We start from the raw sequence: 17,273 nt of genomic DNA, 5'->3' as shown, positions 1-17,273 counted from the left end.
CGATCATCCATGCATTATCACGAAGACCGCACCCACGCCGCTAGACGCGGTGGCGCTCCCCGGCCAGCAGCCCGGCGATCGAGTCGTCATCGCACGTGGCCCAGAACCCGCCGACCACGTCCTCCAGGTGCGCCAGCGACTCAGCCGCGAACAACACATCCTGATATTTCGTGATGTCGTAGTGGGTCGTCCCCATGGCGGCCACGTCCAGCGGCCGGATGTCCATGCCGCGGAACTCCTCGATCTCCCCGTACGAGGAGAGGATCCCCGCCCCGTAGGCCCTGAGCTCGCCGGCCTCGCGCATCACGCCGAACTCCAGCGTGAACCAGAACACCTTCGAGACGAACTCCAGCGCCTCCTCGCCTTCCACCCGCCGCGCCGCCTCCCCGGCCAGCCGGTAGAGCGCCGCGTACCGGTCGCTGGCGAGCGCGTTGGCGTGACCGATGACCTCGTGCACGACGTCCGGCTCCGGCGTGTAGAACGGCACGGAATGGTGCCGGATGTACTGCGTGGAGTGGAAATACCCGTCCGCCAGCACGCCGTAGAACTCCCGGAGCGGCACCAGCCCGGCGGCGGGCAGGTAGCGGAACCCGGTGAGCGGCTCCAGCAGCTCACTGACCTCCTGCAACTGCGGGATCCTGGTCTCGGGAAGCCCGAGCCTGGCTGTGGCGTCGAGATACTCGGCGGTGGCGTACTTGCGATGCTTGATCGCCAGCTCCCGGCTGACCAGGGCCCAGACCTCGTGCTCCTGCTCGGTGTACTCAGCCACGGGGATCGGCGTGCCGCGCCGGTAGCCCACGGCCAGGGCCGCGATCGCGTTGCGCCGCGCCCGATACACGGAATCCGCGAACCCGGGGTGCGACGCGGCGAGCTCGACCACCACCGACCCGTCGTCCTGGGTCGCGACCGGGGCGAAGTACTGTGCTTCCTCGAACATGCACCAGATGACAGCAAGTCCCCGCCGATCTGGCAAGAGCCGCCAGTTTTGCTACGCGATACGCTCAATTTCGTACGATGAACACCGATATTTCTAGTCGAATCGCGCAGCCTTTGAGGAGCCTTCGTGGACGATCTCGACGCCCGACTGCTGGTGACCATGCGCGCCCATCCCCGCATCGGCCTCACCGAGCTGGCCCGCCGGCTCGGTGTCGCCCGCGGCACCGTCCAGGCCCGCCTCGACAAGCTCATCGCCAAGAAGGTGATCGCCGACTTCGGCCCCACGGTCGACCCCGCGCGCGCCGGGCATCCGATCCTGGCCTTCGTCTGGCTCCAGATCGCCCAGGGGCGCCTGGCGGAGGCGGTGGAGACGCTGAGGGCGGTGCCGCAGATCCTGGAGGTGCACGGCACCAGTGGCCAGCACGACCTGCTCTGCCGGGTGGTCGCGAAGAGCACCGACCACCTTCAGGAGATCATCGCCGACATCCTGACGTCTCCGGCAGTGCAGCGCACCGACACCACGATCACCTTGTCGACCCAGATCCCCTTCCGGATCGAACCGCTCCTTCTCAACCCCTGAAACGCGCCCCGGAAGAGCTCCGACAACGCTCCAGAAATGCGGAAAGGCCCCGAGCGCAATGCTCGGGGCCTCCCCAACTAAAAGATTGTCCGGCGGTGACCTACTCTCCCACACCCTCCCGAGTGCAGTACCATCGGCGCAGAGAAGCTTAACTTCCGGGTTCGGAATGTAACCGGGTGTTTCCTTCCCGCCATAACCGCCGTAACCCTCCGAAACACACAAACATCACTGTTTGCAGTCTCAGAATTGCCTAGTGGACGCGAGCAAGAAAAACAATGCTTTGTGGTCAAGTCCTCGGCCTATTAGTACCGGTCAGCTCCACACGTTACCGCGCTTCCACCTCCGGCCTATCAACCCGGTCATCTCCCGGGAGCCTTACCCCCTCACAGGGTGGGAGACCTCATCTCAAGGCAAGCTTCCCGCTTAGATGCTTTCAGCGGTTATCCCTCCCGAACGTAGCCAACCAGCCATGCACCTGGCGATACAACTGGCACACCAGAGGTTCGTCCGTCCCGGTCCTCTCGTACTAGGGACAGCCCCTTTCAAGTCTCCTGCGCGCGCAGCGGATAGGGACCGAACTGTCTCGCGACGTTCTAAACCCAGCTCGCGTACCGCTTTAATGGGCGAACAGCCCAACCCTTGGGACCTACTCCAGCCCCAGGATGCGACGAGCCGACATCGAGGTGCCAAACCATCCCGTCGATATGGACTCTTGGGGAAGATCAGCCTGTTATCCCCGGGGTACCTTTTAGCCGTTGAGCGACACCGCTTCCACACGCCGATGCCGGATCACTAGTCCCAGCTTTCGCTCCTGCTCGACCCGTCAGTCTCACAGTCAAGCTCCCTTGTGCACTTACACTCAACACCTGATTGCCAACCAGGCTGAGGGAACCTTTGGGCGCCTCCGTTACCCTTTAGGAGGCAACCGCCCCAGTTAAACTACCCACCAGACACTGTCCCCGATCCGGATCACGGACCAGAGTTAGACATTCAAAACGACCAGAGTGGTATTTCACCAATGACTCCACCCGAACTAGCGTCCGAGCTTCCCAGTCTCCCACCTATCCTACACAAGACGCTCCAAACACCAATGTCAAGCTGTAGTGAAGGTCCCGGGGTCTTTCCGTCCTGCTGCGCGAAACGAGCATCTTTACTCGTAGTGCAATTTCGCCGGGTCTGCGGTTGAGACAGCGGGGAAGTCGTTACGCCATTCGTGCAGGTCGGAACTTACCCGACAAGGAATTTCGCTACCTTAGGATGGTTATAGTTACCACCGCCGTTTACCGGCGCTTAAGTTCTCACCTTCGCCAACTCGAAAGCCGGCTAAGCGGTCCCCTTAACGTTCCGGCACCGGGCAGGCGTCAGTCCGTATACATCGTCTTACGACTTCGCACGGACCTGTGTTTTTAGTAAACAGTCGCTTCCCCCTGGCCACTGCGACCCCCACCAGCTCCCACCGCAAGGATGTTCACCAGCAGAGGTCCCCCTTCTCCCGAAGTTACGGGGGCAATTTGCCGAGTTCCTTAACCACAGTTCACCCGATCGCCTTGGTATTCTCTACCTGACCACCTGAGTCGGTTTAGGGTACGGGCCGCCACAACACTCACTAGAGGCTTTTCTCGGCAGCATAGGATCATCCACTTCGCCACAATCGGCTCGGCATCACATCTCAGGATATGCGCGGGGCGGATTTGCCTACCCCACTCCCTACATGCTTACCCCAGGACAACCATCGCCTGGGCTGGACTACCTTCCTGCGTCACCCCATCGCTTACCTACTACCCGATCGGATCGAGCGTTCACCCTGACCCCAGGCCCGAAGGCCCGAGCGAGCTAAGGACTCTTAGCATCACGAGGTTCGATATGGGCGCATTGAAGCGGGTACGGGAATATCAACCCGTTGTCCATCGACTACGCCTGTCGGCCTCGCCTTAGGTCCCGACTTACCCTGGGCGGATTAACCTGCCCCAGGAACCCTTGGTCATCCGGCGCGAGGGTTTCTCACCCTCGATTCGCTACTCATGCCTGCATTCTCACTCGCACAGCCTCCACCACTCGATCACTCGGCGGCTTCACCGGCAGCACGACGCTCCCCTACCCACCAACAAGACTCACGTCCCATCAGTGCCACGACTTCGGCGGTGTGCTTGAGCCCCGCTACATTGTCGGCGCAGAATCACTTGACCAGTGAGCTATTACGCACTCTTTCAAGGGTGGCTGCTTCTAAGCCAACCTCCTGGTTGTCTCTGCGACTCCACATCCTTTCCCACTTAGCACACGCTTAGGGGCCTTAGTCGGTGATCTGGGCTGTTTCCCTCTCGACTACGAACCTTATCGCCCGCAGTCTCACTGCCACGCTCTCACTTACCGGCATTCGGAGTTTGGCTGACGTCAGTAACCTTGTCGGGCCCATCGGCCATCCAGTGCTCTACCTCCGGCAAGAAACACGCAACGCTGCACCTAAATGCATTTCGGGGAGAACCAGCTATCACGAAGTTTGATTGGCCTTTCACCCCTACACACAGATCATCCCCCAGGTTTTCAACCCTGGTGGGTTCGGTCCTCCACCCAGTCTTACCTGAGCTTCAACCTGCCCATGCGTAGATCACTTCGCTTCGGGTCTACAGCATGCGACTCAAACGCCCTCTTCAGACTCGCTTTCGCTACGGCTCCCCCACACGGGTTAACCTCGCCACACACCATAACTCGCAGGCTCATTCTTCAAAAGGCACGCAGTCACATCACACAACAGCAAGCTGCTGTAAGCTCCTACGGCTTGTAGGCACACGGTTTCAGGTACTCTTTCACGACCCCTCACCGGGGCACTTTTCACCTTTCCCTCACGGTACTCGTGCACTATCGGTCATCAGGGAGTATTTAGGCTTACCAGGTGGTCCTGGCAGATTCACACAGGATTTCTCGGGCCCCGTGCTACTTGGGATCCCCTCCAGCAGTCGACAAGGTTTCGCCTACCCGGCTCTCACGGTCTACGGCAGCCCTTCCCAGAGCTTTCGACTACCCCATCGATTTCTCACTGCTCGAAGAAACGGCAGCTCCTTCAAGAAGGTCCCACAACCCCGGACATGCAACGCCTGCCGGCTATCACACACGCCCGGTTTGGCCTCCTCCGCTTTCGCTCACCACTACTCACGGAATCACTCTTGTTTTCTCTTCCTACGGGTACTGAGATGTTTCACTTCCCCGCGTTACCACCAACCGCCCTATACATTCAGGCGGAGGCAACACCACATGACTGGTGCTAGGTTTCCCCATTCGGACATCCCCGGATCAACGTCTGGTTGGCGACTCCCCGAGGCTTAACGCAGCCTCCCACGTCCTTCATCGGCTCCTGATGCCAAGGCATCCACCGTGTGCCCTTAAAAACTTGGCCACAAAGATGCTCGCGTCCACTATGCAAATCTCAAACAACAAACAGCAACCAGATCACCCGCCACACCTGTGACGAGCCCTCCGGTCCTGTGCTGAGGTCGTACAGACAGCGAGCCCACCCCAGGGGATGGGCCCAGCCGAGTCCGTTCCCTCAGGACCCAACAGTGTGTCCAACCAGTCTCGGCCCTCCCCCGCACGCTCCCACTCCCACCCCTCACGAAGAGGATGCGGGCGGTACTAGCACGGTGACAACCGGGACCGGTTGAGTAGCCAGTGCTCCACTAGTGAGCTGTCACCCCACCACACGTACGGTGGTGACGGGTGAGAGTGCTCCTTAGAAAGGAGGTGATCCAGCCGCACCTTCCGGTACGGCTACCTTGTTACGACTTCGTCCCAATCGCCAGCCCCACCTTCGACCGCTCCCCCCACACGAGGTGGTTGGGCCACGGGCTTCGGGTGTTGCCGACTTTCGTGACGTGACGGGCGGTGTGTACAAGGCCCGGGAACGTATTCACCGCAGCGTTGCTGATCTGCGATTACTAGCGACTCCGACTTCATGGGGTCGAGTTGCAGACCCCAATCCGAACTGAGACCGGCTTTTAGGGATTCGCTCCACCTCGCGGTTTAGCAGCCCTCTGTACCGGCCATTGTAGCATGTTTGCAGCCCAAGACATAAGGGGCATGATGACTTGACGTCATCCCCACCTTCCTCCGAGTTGACCCCGGCAGTCTCCCATGAGTCCCCACCACCCCCGAAGGAGCGTGCTGGCAACATGGAACAAGGGTTGCGCTCGTTGCGGGACTTAACCCAACATCTCACGACACGAGCTGACGACAGCCATGCACCACCTGTCACCCAGTCCGAAGAGGCGCACATCTCTGCACGTTTCCGGGTGATGTCAAACCTTGGTAAGGTTCTTCGCGTTGCGTCGAATTAAGCAACATGCTCCGCCGCTTGTGCGGGCCCCCGTCAATTCCTTTGAGTTTTAGCCTTGCGGCCGTACTCCCCAGGCGGGGCGCTTAATGCGTTAGCTCCGGCACGGAACCCGTGGAAGGGTCCCACACCTAGCGCCCAACGTTTACAGCGTGGACTACCAGGGTATCTAATCCTGTTCGCTCCCCACGCTTTCGCTCCTCAGCGTCAGGTAAGGCCCAGCAAGCCGCCTTCGCCACCGGTGTTCCTCCTGATATCTGCGCATTTCACCGCTACACCAGGAATTCCACTTGCCCCTGCCTACCTCTAGCCGGCCCGTATCCACCGCAGACCCGCAGTTAAGCTGCGGGCTTTCACGGCAGACGCGACCAGCCACCTACGAGCTCTTTACGCCCAATAATTCCGGACAACGCTTGCGCCCTACGTATTACCGCGGCTGCTGGCACGTAGTTAGCCGGCGCTTCTTCTGCAGGTACACGTCAACTTCGTCCCTGCTGAAAGAGGTTTACAACCCGAAGGCCGTCATCCCCCACGCGGCGTCGCTGCGTCAGGCTTCCGCCCATTGCGCAATATTCCCCACTGCTGCCTCCCGTAGGAGTCTGGGCCGTGTCTCAGTCCCAGTGTGGCCGGTCGCCCTCTCAGGCCGGCTACCCGTCGTCGCCTTGGTAGGCCACTACCCCACCAACAAGCTGATAGGCCGCGAGCCCATCCCCGACCGAAAAACTTTCCACCCGCATCCGATGCCGGAGCAGGTCGTATCCGGTATTAGACCCAGTTTCCCGGGCTTATCCCAGAGTCAGGGGCAGGTTACTCACGTGTTACTCACCCGTTCGCCGCTCGAGTACCCCGAAGGGCCTTTCCGCTCGACTTGCATGTGTTAAGCACGCCGCCAGCGTTCGTCCTGAGCCAGGATCAAACTCTCCATAAGATGATTTGAATCCCAACCAAAAAGGAATCCGTCATAAATGACGGGGTTGTGCATCATGCACTGGCTTTTAACACACTGTTGAGTTCTCAAGAAACGGACGCGTACATCCCGGCAAGATCCGCAGCGGGCTCCTGCCGAAGAGGCGTTCATCTCGTCTTTGTGTCACCGATCTTTTCAGCCCCCCGAGTTTGTGTCAAATTGACGCAAACCCTGCCGAGCCGCCAAAGTAGGCAACCGCCCCGTCTCCGAGGCAACCCCTCTAACTTACCAGACGATCCGGACAGATGCGAATCAACCGGACATCTGGCGAGGAAGTGGGTTTGCCGGGCTTCTGTGGCTCTCGCGAGCCCCTCGTTGCCCTGGCCTGAGCAACTCTAGCAGCCTCCAAGACCGTCCCGAGCCCACAGAGGTAATCAGGAGGTCCTCCCCTCCCCAGAGAACACCCAAACCTCAGGGCTCGCGGGAGTGTAGGCAAGCGAACGGCAAGCGATCCGCAACACGCTTCCTGTACTCATGACTCACGAGCACACTGCGCTCTCGGAGGTGTCCGGCATGACCCGCTCGGAATTCGACGACATCCGTGCTTTCCTCGCCGACCCGGCGAGCCAGGCGGGCGACCTGCTGGCCGTGGCCAGGGCGCTGGTGGAGGACCTGGAGCAGGCCCGCATGCGCGAGGCGGTGCTGCGGACCCACTACCTGAGGCTGCTGACCGCCGCCCGTGCGAGCGTGGCGGCCGAGTACGCCGGCGCGGACGACCCCATGACGTTCGTCAAACACGAGCTGGGCGGGCGCGGCCAGCTCCCGGAGCAGGGCGAGGCCGTACAGCGCATCCTGTCGGACGCGCGGACGGCGGCCGCGCTGCTCGCCTGCCTGGCGGAGCGGGAGGCGAAGCCGCGCCCGCGCGGCAGCGTCCGCCTGCGCCGCTGCGTCGGCCCCGCCCGCAGCCTCCCCCGCTGACCTGCCCAGATCGACGTCCGACCGGTCACTCGATCATGAAGAGGCCGGAATGACCGGCCCTCGCGGGCCGGCCGAGCCGCAAACAACCCGGGGGTGACCGCGCGCATACCTACGCTTGGGGCGGCGACTGTAAGACTGCGCATATGTGGCAGAGAGGGATGAATTGGGCGGCCATCGTGCTGGTAGCCGTATTCAACCTGATGTGGCTGGGCGTGGTCATCTACGCGGACGTGACCTCCACGCTCTGGTCACGCCTCACCCAGGCCGCGGTCGCCCTGCTCCTGCTCGGCTGGGCCGCCAAGAGGACGGCGCAGATGATCGGCAAGGCGTGAGTTTCGATGAGCGAGCAACCGTACGAGATCGGCAAGGATCTGGGGGACGACCCGCAGCTGTCGTGGGCCGCGATGTACGAGGACGTGTTCCCGCAGCGGCACCTGATCGCCGAGATCGACGACGAGATCCCGCGCGGCATCTCCCGATGGGTGCGTGAGGAGGACTCTCGCGAGTCCGACACCTTCATCGACCCGATGGACGACCCGCCGAACGTGGACTTCGAGGGTTAGGGCTGGTACGGAGGGGCCACACCCCATCCCCACCGCGGCACCGGCGCCTGCCGGGGCGGCGTCGCCCCTGGCTGTGAGTTGGTGCGGGCGATGCGCGTGCCCCATTCGACGTAGCCGGAGAAGGCGGCCCTGAACTCCGGGTCGTCCGGCAGCCCCACCTCGTCGGCGGCGTCCATGAGCAGGCTCACCCAGCGGCGCCGCTGCGGCTCGGAGATGGCCTTGCCGAGATGGTGGGCGAGCATGTGCGGGTAGCCGCCGCGCTCGCCGGTGTAGCGGGCGGGCCCGCCGAAGACCTCGCCCAGCCACATGGCCACGTACCGGGGATGGTCGGGGTCCTGCCCGCGAACAGGGGGCCGATCAGTTCGTCCTTCACGACCTGCCGGTAGAAGGCCGTCGTCAGCCGTTCCAGCGCCTCGGCTCCGCCGGCCCACTCGTACAGGGTCGGCACGTTCTCCTCAGTCATGTAATGATGTAATCATCGCGTCGTCCGCCGGGCAACACCCCGTACGCCCTAGAAGTCCTCACACGTCGCGTACCAGCTTGCGGAGAGCCGGTCGACGGAGGAGAAGCGGTAGGTCTTCAGCCGCTCGCCGCTCACGTACGTCAGCCCGCAGAACTCCAGCCAGCCCCCAGAGCCGATCACGCCCAGGTCGGCCCGGTCGACGTGGCGGACGGCCCGGCCGACCGGGAAGAGGCCGACCCACTCGACGTCGAGCACGCTCTCGGCGTCCCCCACCGTGACGTGGTCGGGATGGAGCGGCAGCGAGCGCACGTAGGCGGTCAGCGCGGGCTCCGACACCGCGAACGCCGCGCGCATCGGCAGGTCGGCCGCGACGGTCGCGTAGGTGAGGACGGCCACGAGAGGCGCGACCGCGATGCCGGTGCTCCTGCGGTAGCGCGGCACGCAGAGCAGCAAGCTCCACACGGCCGCCGCGAGGATCCAGAACAGGACCGCGTAAGACAGGACATAAAGGCTGCCGCCAGGGAAGACCATCCCGATCAGGGTGAGAAGGGCCGCGAGCGTGGCCGGCGCCACGAGCCAGAGCCACCGCACCCTGCCGGTCGAACCCGCCTCGGGGACACGCACACACGGGACCCTAACAAAAGCAGGTCGGCCGACCGACCGGATCGCGAGCAGTCGTAACCCGGGGTGAAAGTTTCAGCCCGTGAGGGGCCTCCCGCCTGTGCCTTTGCGTCCCGGCGGCCGGAGCGCGCTTCTGGCCGGAGGCGGACGCTCCCTACCATGCGTGGGAGCGCTCCCATATCAGGACGGAGTTTCCATGTCCCGCAGCAGGCCCGTGCTGGCCACCCTCCTCACCGCGGTCGCCACCGCCGTGGCGGGGGCGGCGATCTTCTCCTCCTCCGCCGTCCAGGCCGCCGACTCGGCGTTCTACGTGGACCCGGAGACGAACGCCGCCAAGTGGGTGGCGGCCAACCCCTCAGACAGCCGCGCCGCGGTGATCAGGGACCGGATCGCCGCCGTCCCGCAGGGACGCTGGTTCGCCACCTACAACCCGTCGACCGTCCGCTCCCAGGTCGACGCGTACGTGCGCGCCGCCGCGACGGCGGGCAAGATCCCGATCATGGCCGTGTACGCGATGCCGAACCGCGACTGCGGCGGCCCGAGCGCGGGCGGGGCGCCGGACCACACGGCCTACCGGGCCTGGATCGACCAGATCGCGGCCGGGCTGGGCGGCCGGCCGGCCACGATCGTGCTGGAGCCGGACGCCCTGGCCATCATGACGAACTGCATGAACTCCAGCGAGCAGGCCCAGGTCCAGGCGTCGATGGCGTACGCGGGGCAGCGGTTCAAGGCGACGTCGTCCCAGGTCAAGGTGTACTACGACATCGGGCACGACGCGTGGCTGTCGGCCTCGGAGGCGGCCAACCGGCTGCGCGGCGCCAACGTGTCCACCAGCGCCGACGGCATCGCTGTCAACACCTCCAACTACCGCTCGACCCCGGGCCTGGTCTCGTACGCGAAGAGCGTCCTCGCGGCGACCGGTGACTCCCGACTGCGCGCGGTGATCGACACCAGCCGCAACGGCAACGGTCCCTCGGGCAGCGAGTGGTGCGACCCGGCCGGCCGCGCCACGGGCACGTGGAGCACCACCGAGACAGGCGATTCGATGATCGACGCGTTCCTGTGGGTCAAGCCGCCCGGCGAGGCGGACGGCTGCATCGCGAGCGCGGGACAGTTCGTGCCGCAACGCGCCTACGACCTGGCCATCGCGGCCGGCGAGCCGACCCAGACGCCCACCGTGACCCCGACCATCACCCCGACGGTCACGCCGGGCCAGGGCTGCACCGCCGAGTTCACGATCGTCAACAAGTGGCAGGGCGGCTTCCAGGCCCAGGTCACCGTGCGCAACACCGGCACGACGGCCATGAACGGCTGGCAGGTCGGCTGGGGCTTCACCGGCGGTCAGTCGATCTCCCAGCTCTGGAACGGCGACCTGAGGACCTCCGGCTCGTCCGTGACCGTCGCCAACCTCGGCTGGAACGGCACCGTGGCCGGCGGCGGCAGCACCACGTTCGGCTTCCTGGCCAACGGCCAGGAAGTCACTCCGGCCCCGATCACCTGCGCCGCCCGCTAGCGGACCTCCATGGCATGGGTGACGAGCGTGGTCAGCACCTCCTTGACCGAGGAGCGGTTACGCGCGTCGCACATGACGACCGGGGTCTTCTCGTCCAGTCCGACGGCCCGCCGCACCTTCCCCGGATCGTGCCGGCGGGCCCCGTCGAAGCAGTTCACCGCGACCACGAAGGGCAGCTTGAGCTGCTCGAAGTAGTCGACGGCGGGGAAGCAGTCGGCCAGCCTGCGGGTGTCGGCGAGCACCACGGCGCCGAGAGCGCCGAGCGCCAGCTCGTCCCACATGAACCAGAACCGGTCCTGGCCGGGCGTGCCGAACAGGTACAGCCACAGGTCCTGGCGGATGGTGATGCGGCCGAAGTCCAGGGCCACCGTGGTGGCGACCTTCCGCTCCACCCCGGACACGTCGTCCACGCCCACCCCGCGGTCGCTCAGCAGCTCCTCGGTGTGCAGGGGACGGATCTCACTGATCGTGCCGACCATGGTGGTCTTGCCCACGCCGAAGCCGCCGGCCACCAGGATCTTCAGGGCGGTCGCGGTGAGCGTCCCTCCGGAAGGCCGGGGGCGATCAAAGCCTGCGAATTCCATGCAGTACATCCCTGTAGGTACGTTCGTCGATCGACTGGTTGGCGGGCTTCGGCGGGGTGATGCTCACGAGCCCTTCGCGGCGCAGGTCGCCGAGAAGGACGCGGGTGATGTTGAGCGGCAGCCCGAGCCCGGCCGCGACGTCGGCCACGGGGGTCGGCTTGCGGCAGACGTGCAGGATGGTGTGGTGCTCCGGATTCAGCGCCGCCGTTTCCGAGGGCAGGCGGACCGTGGCGACGATGGCCACCAGGTCGAACGACTCCCCCTGGGGCCGCGCCCGTCCGCCCGTGAGCCCGTACAGCCTGATCAGAGGCCCTGGGTCGTCTTCCGTCACGGTGTCATCCCGTTCCAGACCGGCGCGGGGGCCGCGCCTCTCGGCAGCGCGGTCAGGTGCTCGCCCACCCGCCGGACGAGCAGGGCCATCTCGTACGTGATCAGGCCCAGCTCGGCGTCGCCCGCGGCCAGGACCGCCAGCCGGGCACCCTGGCCGGCGGCGGTGACGAACAGGAAGCCGCCCTCCAGCTCGATGATCGTCTGGCGGACGCCGCCCATCCCGAAGTGCCGGCCCGCGCCCAGCGCCAGGCTGTGGCTGCCCGCCGCTATCGCCGCGAGGTGCTCGGTGTCCTCCCTGGTCAGCTCGTGAGAGCCGCCCATGGTGAGGCCGTCGGCGGACAGCAGGACCGCGTGCCGCACCCCCGCGACCCGGTTGGCCAGGTCGTCGAGCAGCCAGCTCAGCTCAGATCTCGCGTCAGCCATGGGAGTCCCTTTCGTTCCGCCCGTGCTCGCGGCCGCCGTCGGTCTCCCTGCGCGCCTGCCGCCAGCCCTCCTGCATGGAGGTCATCAGGCTGAACAGTTCCTCGGGGGCGCGGGTGGAGATGTCGGACTCCTGCTCCGGGCGTGATTTTCGTAGTTGTGGTGCGAGATGGGCCTGGCGTACCCGGACCGGCAGGCCGTCGAGGTCGTCGTCCGGCTCGGCCGCCTGCCGCGGGATCGGACCGGTGGGCGGGCCGGGGCTCCGCGCCGGGACGGGCGGGCGCACCTCGCGCGGCGGCGAAGGCGGGATCGCGCGGCCGGGCTCGAAGAGCGAGTAACCGGTCCGCGGCGGGACCGGGGCGCGTTCGGCGAGCACGCAGGACGGCAGCATGATGATCGCGGTCGTGCCGTCGTACGGGGAGGGGCGCAGCGTGACCTTGACGCCGTGCCGCGCGGCCAGCCGGGACACCACGAAGACGCCCATCCGGTCGCTGCGCGCCAGGTCGAACTCGGGCGGGGTGGCGAGCTGGGCGTTCAGCTCCTCCATCGTCGCGGGGTTCACGCCCAGGCCGCGGTCCTCGATCTCCAGGGCGAACCCGTTGGCCGCGGTGAGCCCGCGCACCTGCACCCCGGTGTTGGGCGGCGAGAAGGCGGTGGCGTTCTCCAGCAGCTCGGCGATCAGGTGGATGACGTCGGTCACCGCGGCGCCCGTGAGCAGCGGGCCGTTCGGCATCGGCTGGACGGTGATCCGCGTGTAGTCCTCCACCTCCAGCGCCGCGCTGCGCACCACGTCGAAGACCGGCACCGGGTCGCGCCAGCGGCGGGCGGGGGCGGCGTCGGACAGGATGATGAGGTTCTCCGCGTGACGGCGCATGCGGGTGGTGAAGTGGTCGAGCTTGAACAGCCCTTCGAGGGTGTCGGGGTCCTCGGCCTTGCGCTCCATCGTGTCCAGCAGCGCGAGCTGACGGTGCAGCAGCGCCTGGTTGCGGCGGGCCAGGTTCAGGAAGACCTGGCCGACGCCCTTGCGCAGGGTGGCCTGGCCGACGGCGGCCTCGACGGCGGTGCGCTGCACGGCCGAGAAGGCCCGCACCACCCCCTCCACCTCGGCGATGCGGGCGCTCTCCAGCTCGGGCGTCTCGGCCGGGTCCACGTCCTCGCCCTTGCGCAGCCGCTCGACCAGCCGGGGCAGCCGTACCTCGGCCAGTTCGACGGCCGAGCCCTGCAGCTTCTTCAGCTCGTTCACCAGCGACCGGCCGAACCGGTACGACAGCGCGATCGACAGCACCACGGCCAGAAGGCCGAGGCCGGCGACCAGCGCGATGCGCAGCAGCCCGGCCAGGACCAGGTCCTCTCCCTTGGCGGTCGCGCGGGCGAGCTCCTTGGTGTAGTTGTCGCTCAGCGTGGCGTGCACCGCGCCCGTGTCGCGCCGCCAGGCCTCGGCCAGGATCGGCGGCTTGCCGCCCTTGTTCCAGTGGAAGACGGCGTCCTCGGCGGTCACGAACCGCTGATACTCGGGCGAGGCCAGCAGCCGCTCGTGCCCGACCCGCAGTTCGGGGCCCATGTCACGCTCGGCGTTCGCGAGCTGGACGCGCCGGCCGGCCATCGCCGCGACGAACGCGCCGTGCTCGGCCCTGGTCATCTCCCCGCGCTGCAGCGCCGGCGTGAGGATGGCGTTCTCCCTGGCCAGGTACTCGTCGACGGCGCCGTAGTAGCCGAGGCCGCGCAGCACCCGGTACGACGACACGGCGGTGACGCTCTCGGCGCCGGTGAACTGACGGTTGGCGACGCTGATGAGCGTGTTGAACTTCTCCGTCGTGGCGAGCGGGGACACCTGGTCCAGGTCGGCGGCGGCCCGCACGCTGGGCAGCCCGTCGAGCTGGTCGAGCAGCGCGCCCACCGCCTCGGGCGGGGTGCTGACGCTCCCGCTCACCGTGGCGGCCACGTCCCGGATGCGGGTCACGGCCTGGTCGGTGTGGTGGCGCTGGGTTCCGAGCTGGGCGTTGCCGGCGGTGTCCCCCGCCGCCTCGGCGGTCAGCTGCCGCTCCTTCTGCAGCTCCGCGATCAGGTCGCGGGCGGGGGCGCCGACGGCGTCCCACTCGCTGCGGCTGTTCGCGAACCCGGAGGTCTCGCTCACCATGCTGTACGCGAGGTAGGCCCATAAGCCGATCAGGGAGATCAGCGGTACGACGAGGATGCGCAGGATCTTCGCACGGACCGGCGGGGCGGCTCTCATACGCTTCATCCAATCCGCGCGTTGCCTGCGCATGGTCGATGCCGGAAGGGCGGCGAGTGCTTGCAGAGCACTCCCGCGACCGATGCGCGCTGTGATTTGCCCCACTATGCCGCTGAGCCTCATAGGCGACAACCCAGCGTCGCAAAAGTTGAGATTTTGATATCTAATTCGCCACATACTGGGCTTTACAAGCCTCTGTCATGATGCTTGGGTCCGGCCCCTCATCGGACGACACGCCCTGCCCGAGGGCTACCGCTCGGGTTCCCGCCGGGGTTTGATCGAGGCAACTCGACATCTGGAGGCGTCATGGCGTACCAGCTTCTCGCGCTCTACCACCACCCGGAGAGCGCCTCCGCGTTCGACAAGCACTACGACGAGGTGCATGCCCCGCTGGCCGCGCGGCTTCCCGGCCTGCGCGCCTACACCGCCACCCGGCCGGCGGGCCAGGATCCGGCCTACCACCTGGTGGCGGTGCTGACCTTCGACGACGAGGCCGCCTTCAACGCCGCCATGGGCAGCGACGTCGGCCAGCAGGCGGTGGCCGACCTGGCGAACTTCGCCGGCGGCGGCGTCACCATGCTGACGGGCCCGGCGGCGACGGTGGTCTGACCGCCCGCACGGCCGGCGGGTGGATGCCATCCGGGCCTGTGGCAGGCGGGAGGTGCTGAGGGCGTAAGGACCCCTATGCCCCGGTCGGCGTCCTCCGAGGGGAGATCCCCGGAGGGCGCCGGCTTTTCTGGACATCATTCGGATCTCACCGCGACCATGCTGCGTATGGCTCGTTCACCTGCGGGAACCGTGGTCGAGGCGATCCCTCGCGACTGGTTCGAAGAGTACGTCCGCGCCCTGCTCGACCGTGCCGAGAACCTCAGCCTGGACGAGACGGGCTGGATCCAGATTGACGAGGAGCTCGCCGACGTCACGCTCGTCGAGGGCGAGCATCTGCGGCGCCAGACGTCGCTCCCGGTTGTCATGGGCAGCGGAGGCGGCTGGGGCCGGCCGTTCGCGGCGATCGCCTGCTGCTCGCGCGGCGCAGGCTGGAGGTCAAGTTCCGCGAGATGGTCGCCGAGATGGCCGACAGCTGGAACGCGGACGTCCCGGAGCTGCTGGCGCACGACCCGCGCGAAGCCGAATTCTGGGTGCCCGCGCTGAGCAAGGACCGCGCGGAGTACGCCCGGTGGGTCGAGGAGAACCCGTAAGCGGCGCGGGGCGTCAGCGCGGCTCCTGGCTGGTGTCGGCGATCAGCGGCTCCAGGGTCAGGCCGGGCTGGTCGCGGGCGATGGTGCGCATCCGCCACTGGTCGGTGAACAGCGCCAGCAGCGCCTGGTCGCCGGCGCGGGTCAGCACCTCGCAGCCGCGCTCCCTGTCCAGGGCCGGCGCGGAGGCGGCGTCGGTGCGGCGGGCCAGCGTGTAGTCCAGGCGGTCCAGGCCGATCTCGGCGCCGAACTCGGCGGCCATGCGGTGCTGCACCACCTCGAACTGCATCGGCCCGACCGCCGCCAGCACCGGCGCCTGGTCGCCGCGCAGGTCGGAGCGGAGCACCTGGATGACGCCCTCGGCGTCGAGCTGGTCGATGCCGCGGCGGAACTGCTTGGACTTGCCGGAGTCGCGGACCCGGGCGACCGCGAAGTGCTCGGGGGCGAAGCTGGGGATCGGCGGGAAGGCCACCTGGGGCCCCTCGAACAGGGTGTCGCCCGGCCGCAGCGCCCCGGCGTTGACCAGCCCGACCACGTCGCCGGGGTAGGCCTCGTCCAGCGTGGTGCGGTCCTGGCCGAAGACGCTCTGCGCGTACTTGGTGGCGAACGGCCGCCCGGTGGCGGCGTGGGTGAGCACCATGCCGCGCTCGAACCGTCCCGAGCAGACCCGGACGAACGCGATCCGGTCACGGTGGGCCCGGTCCATGTTGGCCTGCACCTTGAACACCAGCCCGGAGAACGGCGCGTCCAACGGGCGGCCCACGCCGTTGACGTCGGCGCGGGGCGCGGGCGGCGGCGCCAGCTCGACCATCGCGTCCAGCAGGCGCGCGACCCCGAAGTTGGACAGCGCGGCGCCGAACAGCACCGGCGTGGACTCGTGGGCCTCGAAGGTCTTCTGGTCGTGGTCGGCGCCGATGGCCGACAGCAGCGCGACCTCCTCGCCGGCCCGCGTCCAGTCGTCGCCCAGCTCGGCCCTGGCCTGCTCGTCGGTCAGCTCGCGGGTCAGCGCCTTGGTGGCGCCGCCCGGGGTGCGCTCATAGCCGACCGCGCGCCCGGCAGGACGGTCGATCACGCCCAGGAAGTGACCGGCGGCGCCGATCGGCCAGGTGACGGGGGTCGGGCGCAGGCCCGTACGGTCCTCGATCTCGTCGAGCAACTCCAGCGCGTCGCGGCCGGGACGGTCCCACTTGTTGACGAACGTGATCACCGGGATGCGGCGGTGGCGGCAGACCTGGAACAGCTTCATGGTCTGCGGCTCCATGCCCTTGGCCGCGTCGATCAGCATGACCGCGCAGTCGACGGCGGCCAGCACCCGGTAGGTGTCCTCGGAGAAGTCGGCGTGGCCGGGGGTGTCGACCAGGTTGAACACGTGGCCCCGGTAGTCGAAGCGGAGCGCGGCGGAGGTGATGGAGATGCCGCGGGAACGTTCGATCTCCATCCAGTCGGAGGTGACGCCGCGCCGCCCGGCCTTGCCGTGCACCGCGCCGGCCTGGGTGATCGCCGAGGCGTGCAGGGCGAGCGCCTCGGTCATGGTGGACTTGCCCGCGTCGGGGTGGCTGATGACGGCGAACGTCCTGCGACGGCCGCCTTCCCCCGTGATGTCGATCATCGCCCTGCCTTCGCCG

The 17,273-nt window shown here is 66.7% G+C and carries 15 protein-coding genes and 3 rRNA genes; 7 read left to right on the top strand and 11 right to left on the bottom strand.

The annotated features are described in order from the left end of the window. Positions 1-40: 40 nt before the first annotated feature. Entirely contained in the window at positions 41-937 is an 897-nt protein-coding gene (locus ACQEUU_RS31520; RefSeq protein WP_433072726.1) for a phenylalanine 4-monooxygenase, read from the bottom strand. Between the two features lie 126 nt (positions 938-1,063). Between ACQEUU_RS31520 and ACQEUU_RS31515 the strand changes: the two genes are divergently transcribed. Next, positions 1,064-1,516: an Lrp/AsnC family transcriptional regulator gene (locus ACQEUU_RS31515; RefSeq protein ID WP_433072725.1), complete on the top strand. Its 453-nt coding sequence runs from the start codon at positions 1,064-1,066 to the stop codon at positions 1,514-1,516. An 87-nt stretch (positions 1,517-1,603) separates the two neighbouring features. Here the strand turns inward: ACQEUU_RS31515 and rrf are convergent. From rrf to ACQEUU_RS31500, 3 genes are all read right to left on the bottom strand, one after another. Beyond that, positions 1,604-1,720: ribosomal RNA gene (rrf, locus tag ACQEUU_RS31510) — 5S ribosomal RNA — on the bottom strand. 78 nt (positions 1,721-1,798) lie between these two features. Beyond that, a 23S ribosomal RNA gene (locus ACQEUU_RS31505) occupies positions 1,799-4,907 on the bottom strand. Positions 4,908-5,244: 337 nt separating this feature from the next. Further along, positions 5,245-6,768 (bottom strand): 16S ribosomal RNA (locus tag ACQEUU_RS31500). Together the 16S, 23S and 5S rRNA genes form the textbook arrangement of a ribosomal RNA operon. 552 nt (positions 6,769-7,320) lie before the next feature. On the opposite strand from ACQEUU_RS31500, the gene ACQEUU_RS31495 reads away from it, so the two are divergent. From ACQEUU_RS31495 to ACQEUU_RS31485, 3 genes are all read left to right on the top strand, one after another. After that, positions 7,321-7,725, top strand: a complete 405-nt coding sequence (locus ACQEUU_RS31495; RefSeq protein WP_433072724.1) for a hypothetical protein — start codon at positions 7,321-7,323, stop codon at positions 7,723-7,725. A gap of 176 nt (positions 7,726-7,901) precedes the next feature. Further along, entirely contained in the window at positions 7,902-8,057 is a 156-nt protein-coding gene (locus ACQEUU_RS31490) for a hypothetical protein (protein ID WP_433072723.1), read from the top strand. A gap of 6 nt (positions 8,058-8,063) precedes the next feature. Next, positions 8,064-8,288 carry a hypothetical protein gene (locus ACQEUU_RS31485; RefSeq protein ID WP_433072722.1) on the top strand — a complete coding sequence of 75 codons (225 nt, stop codon included), beginning with the start codon at positions 8,064-8,066 and terminating at the stop codon, positions 8,286-8,288. On the opposite strand, the gene ACQEUU_RS31480 is transcribed toward ACQEUU_RS31485, so the two are convergent. Together ACQEUU_RS31480 and ACQEUU_RS31475 are read right to left on the bottom strand one after the other, a co-directional pair. Further along, positions 8,285-8,596: a group II truncated hemoglobin gene (locus ACQEUU_RS31480; protein ID WP_433074441.1), complete on the bottom strand. Its 312-nt coding sequence runs from the start codon at positions 8,594-8,596 to the stop codon at positions 8,285-8,287. The two genes, ACQEUU_RS31485 and ACQEUU_RS31480, sit on opposite strands and share 4 nt — an antisense overlap. A 203-nt stretch (positions 8,597-8,799) precedes the next feature. After that, positions 8,800-9,375 carry a hypothetical protein gene (locus ACQEUU_RS31475; RefSeq protein WP_433072721.1) on the bottom strand — a complete coding sequence of 192 codons (576 nt, stop codon included), beginning with the start codon at positions 9,373-9,375 and terminating at the stop codon, positions 8,800-8,802. A gap of 193 nt (positions 9,376-9,568) precedes the next feature. Between ACQEUU_RS31475 and ACQEUU_RS31470 the strand changes: the two genes are divergently transcribed. Then, complete coding sequence (locus tag ACQEUU_RS31470) at positions 9,569-10,885, top strand: glycoside hydrolase family 6 protein (protein WP_433072720.1); 1,317 nt, start codon at positions 9,569-9,571, stop codon at positions 10,883-10,885. Here ACQEUU_RS31470 and ACQEUU_RS31465 read toward each other — a convergent pair. Genes ACQEUU_RS31465 through ACQEUU_RS31450 form a run of 4 tightly spaced genes read right to left on the bottom strand, consistent with a single transcriptional unit; the run spans position 10,882 to position 14,452 of the window. Beyond that, entirely contained in the window at positions 10,882-11,469 is a 588-nt protein-coding gene (locus tag ACQEUU_RS31465; RefSeq protein WP_433072719.1) for a GTP-binding protein, read from the bottom strand. The genes ACQEUU_RS31470 and ACQEUU_RS31465 overlap by 4 nt on opposite strands. Next, positions 11,450-11,800 carry a DUF742 domain-containing protein gene (locus ACQEUU_RS31460; protein ID WP_433072718.1) on the bottom strand — a complete coding sequence of 117 codons (351 nt, stop codon included), beginning with the start codon at positions 11,798-11,800 and terminating at the stop codon, positions 11,450-11,452. Before ACQEUU_RS31460 ends, ACQEUU_RS31465 begins: the two co-directional genes overlap by 20 nt. Continuing rightward, complete coding sequence (locus ACQEUU_RS31455; RefSeq protein ID WP_433072717.1) at positions 11,797-12,222, bottom strand: roadblock/LC7 domain-containing protein; 426 nt, start codon at positions 12,220-12,222, stop codon at positions 11,797-11,799. Before ACQEUU_RS31455 ends, ACQEUU_RS31460 begins: the two co-directional genes overlap by 4 nt. Continuing rightward, positions 12,215-14,452, bottom strand: a complete 2,238-nt coding sequence (locus ACQEUU_RS31450) for a sensor histidine kinase (protein ID WP_433072716.1) — start codon at positions 14,450-14,452, stop codon at positions 12,215-12,217. Before ACQEUU_RS31450 ends, ACQEUU_RS31455 begins: the two co-directional genes overlap by 8 nt. A gap of 306 nt (positions 14,453-14,758) precedes the next feature. On the opposite strand from ACQEUU_RS31450, the gene ACQEUU_RS31445 reads away from it, so the two are divergent. Together ACQEUU_RS31445 and ACQEUU_RS31440 are read left to right on the top strand one after the other, a co-directional pair. Then, positions 14,759-15,061, top strand: a complete 303-nt coding sequence (locus ACQEUU_RS31445) for an EthD family reductase (protein ID WP_433072715.1) — start codon at positions 14,759-14,761, stop codon at positions 15,059-15,061. A gap of 449 nt (positions 15,062-15,510) precedes the next feature. Next, positions 15,511-15,651, top strand: coding sequence for a hypothetical protein (locus ACQEUU_RS31440; protein WP_433072714.1), 141 nt, complete (start codon positions 15,511-15,513; stop codon positions 15,649-15,651). 13 nt (positions 15,652-15,664) lie between these two features. On the opposite strand, the gene ACQEUU_RS31435 is transcribed toward ACQEUU_RS31440, so the two are convergent. Next, on the bottom strand, positions 15,665-17,257 hold the full coding sequence (locus ACQEUU_RS31435) for a peptide chain release factor 3 (protein WP_433072713.1): 1,593 nt from the start codon (positions 17,255-17,257) through the stop codon (positions 15,665-15,667). Positions 17,258-17,273 lie beyond the last annotated feature (16 nt).

The sequence above is a fragment of the Nonomuraea sp. CA-218870 genome (assembly GCF_050936535.1).
GTDB lineage: Bacteria > Actinomycetota > Actinomycetes > Streptosporangiales > Streptosporangiaceae > Nonomuraea > Nonomuraea corallina.
Note: the sequence above shows the minus strand (reverse complement) of the source record. Positions and strands in the feature narration are given on the sequence as shown.

Excerpts from the sequence above, each read along its gene's own strand:
- ACQEUU_RS31470 (WP_433072720.1), top strand. The coding sequence starts at position 9,569 with ATGTCCCGCAGCAGGCCCGTGCTGGCCACCCTCCTCACCGCGGTCGCC.
- ACQEUU_RS31480 (WP_433074441.1), bottom strand. The coding sequence starts at position 8,596 with ATGTGGCTGGGCGAGGTCTTCGGCGGGCCCGCCCGCTACACCGGCGAG.
- ACQEUU_RS31520 (WP_433072726.1), bottom strand. The coding sequence starts at position 937 with ATGTTCGAGGAAGCACAGTACTTCGCCCCGGTCGCGACCCAGGACGAC.
- ACQEUU_RS31465 (WP_433072719.1), bottom strand. The coding sequence starts at position 11,469 with ATGGAATTCGCAGGCTTTGATCGCCCCCGGCCTTCCGGAGGGACGCTC.
- ACQEUU_RS31495 (WP_433072724.1), top strand. The coding sequence starts at position 7,321 with ATGACCCGCTCGGAATTCGACGACATCCGTGCTTTCCTCGCCGACCCG.
- ACQEUU_RS31435 (WP_433072713.1), bottom strand. The coding sequence starts at position 17,257 with ATGATCGACATCACGGGGGAAGGCGGCCGTCGCAGGACGTTCGCCGTC.
- ACQEUU_RS31440 (WP_433072714.1), top strand. The coding sequence starts at position 15,511 with ATGGTCGCCGAGATGGCCGACAGCTGGAACGCGGACGTCCCGGAGCTG.
- ACQEUU_RS31450 (WP_433072716.1), bottom strand. The coding sequence starts at position 14,452 with ATGAGAGCCGCCCCGCCGGTCCGTGCGAAGATCCTGCGCATCCTCGTC.
- ACQEUU_RS31445 (WP_433072715.1), top strand. The coding sequence starts at position 14,759 with ATGGCGTACCAGCTTCTCGCGCTCTACCACCACCCGGAGAGCGCCTCC.
- ACQEUU_RS31485 (WP_433072722.1), top strand. The coding sequence starts at position 8,064 with ATGAGCGAGCAACCGTACGAGATCGGCAAGGATCTGGGGGACGACCCG.
- ACQEUU_RS31455 (WP_433072717.1), bottom strand. The coding sequence starts at position 12,222 with ATGGCTGACGCGAGATCTGAGCTGAGCTGGCTGCTCGACGACCTGGCC.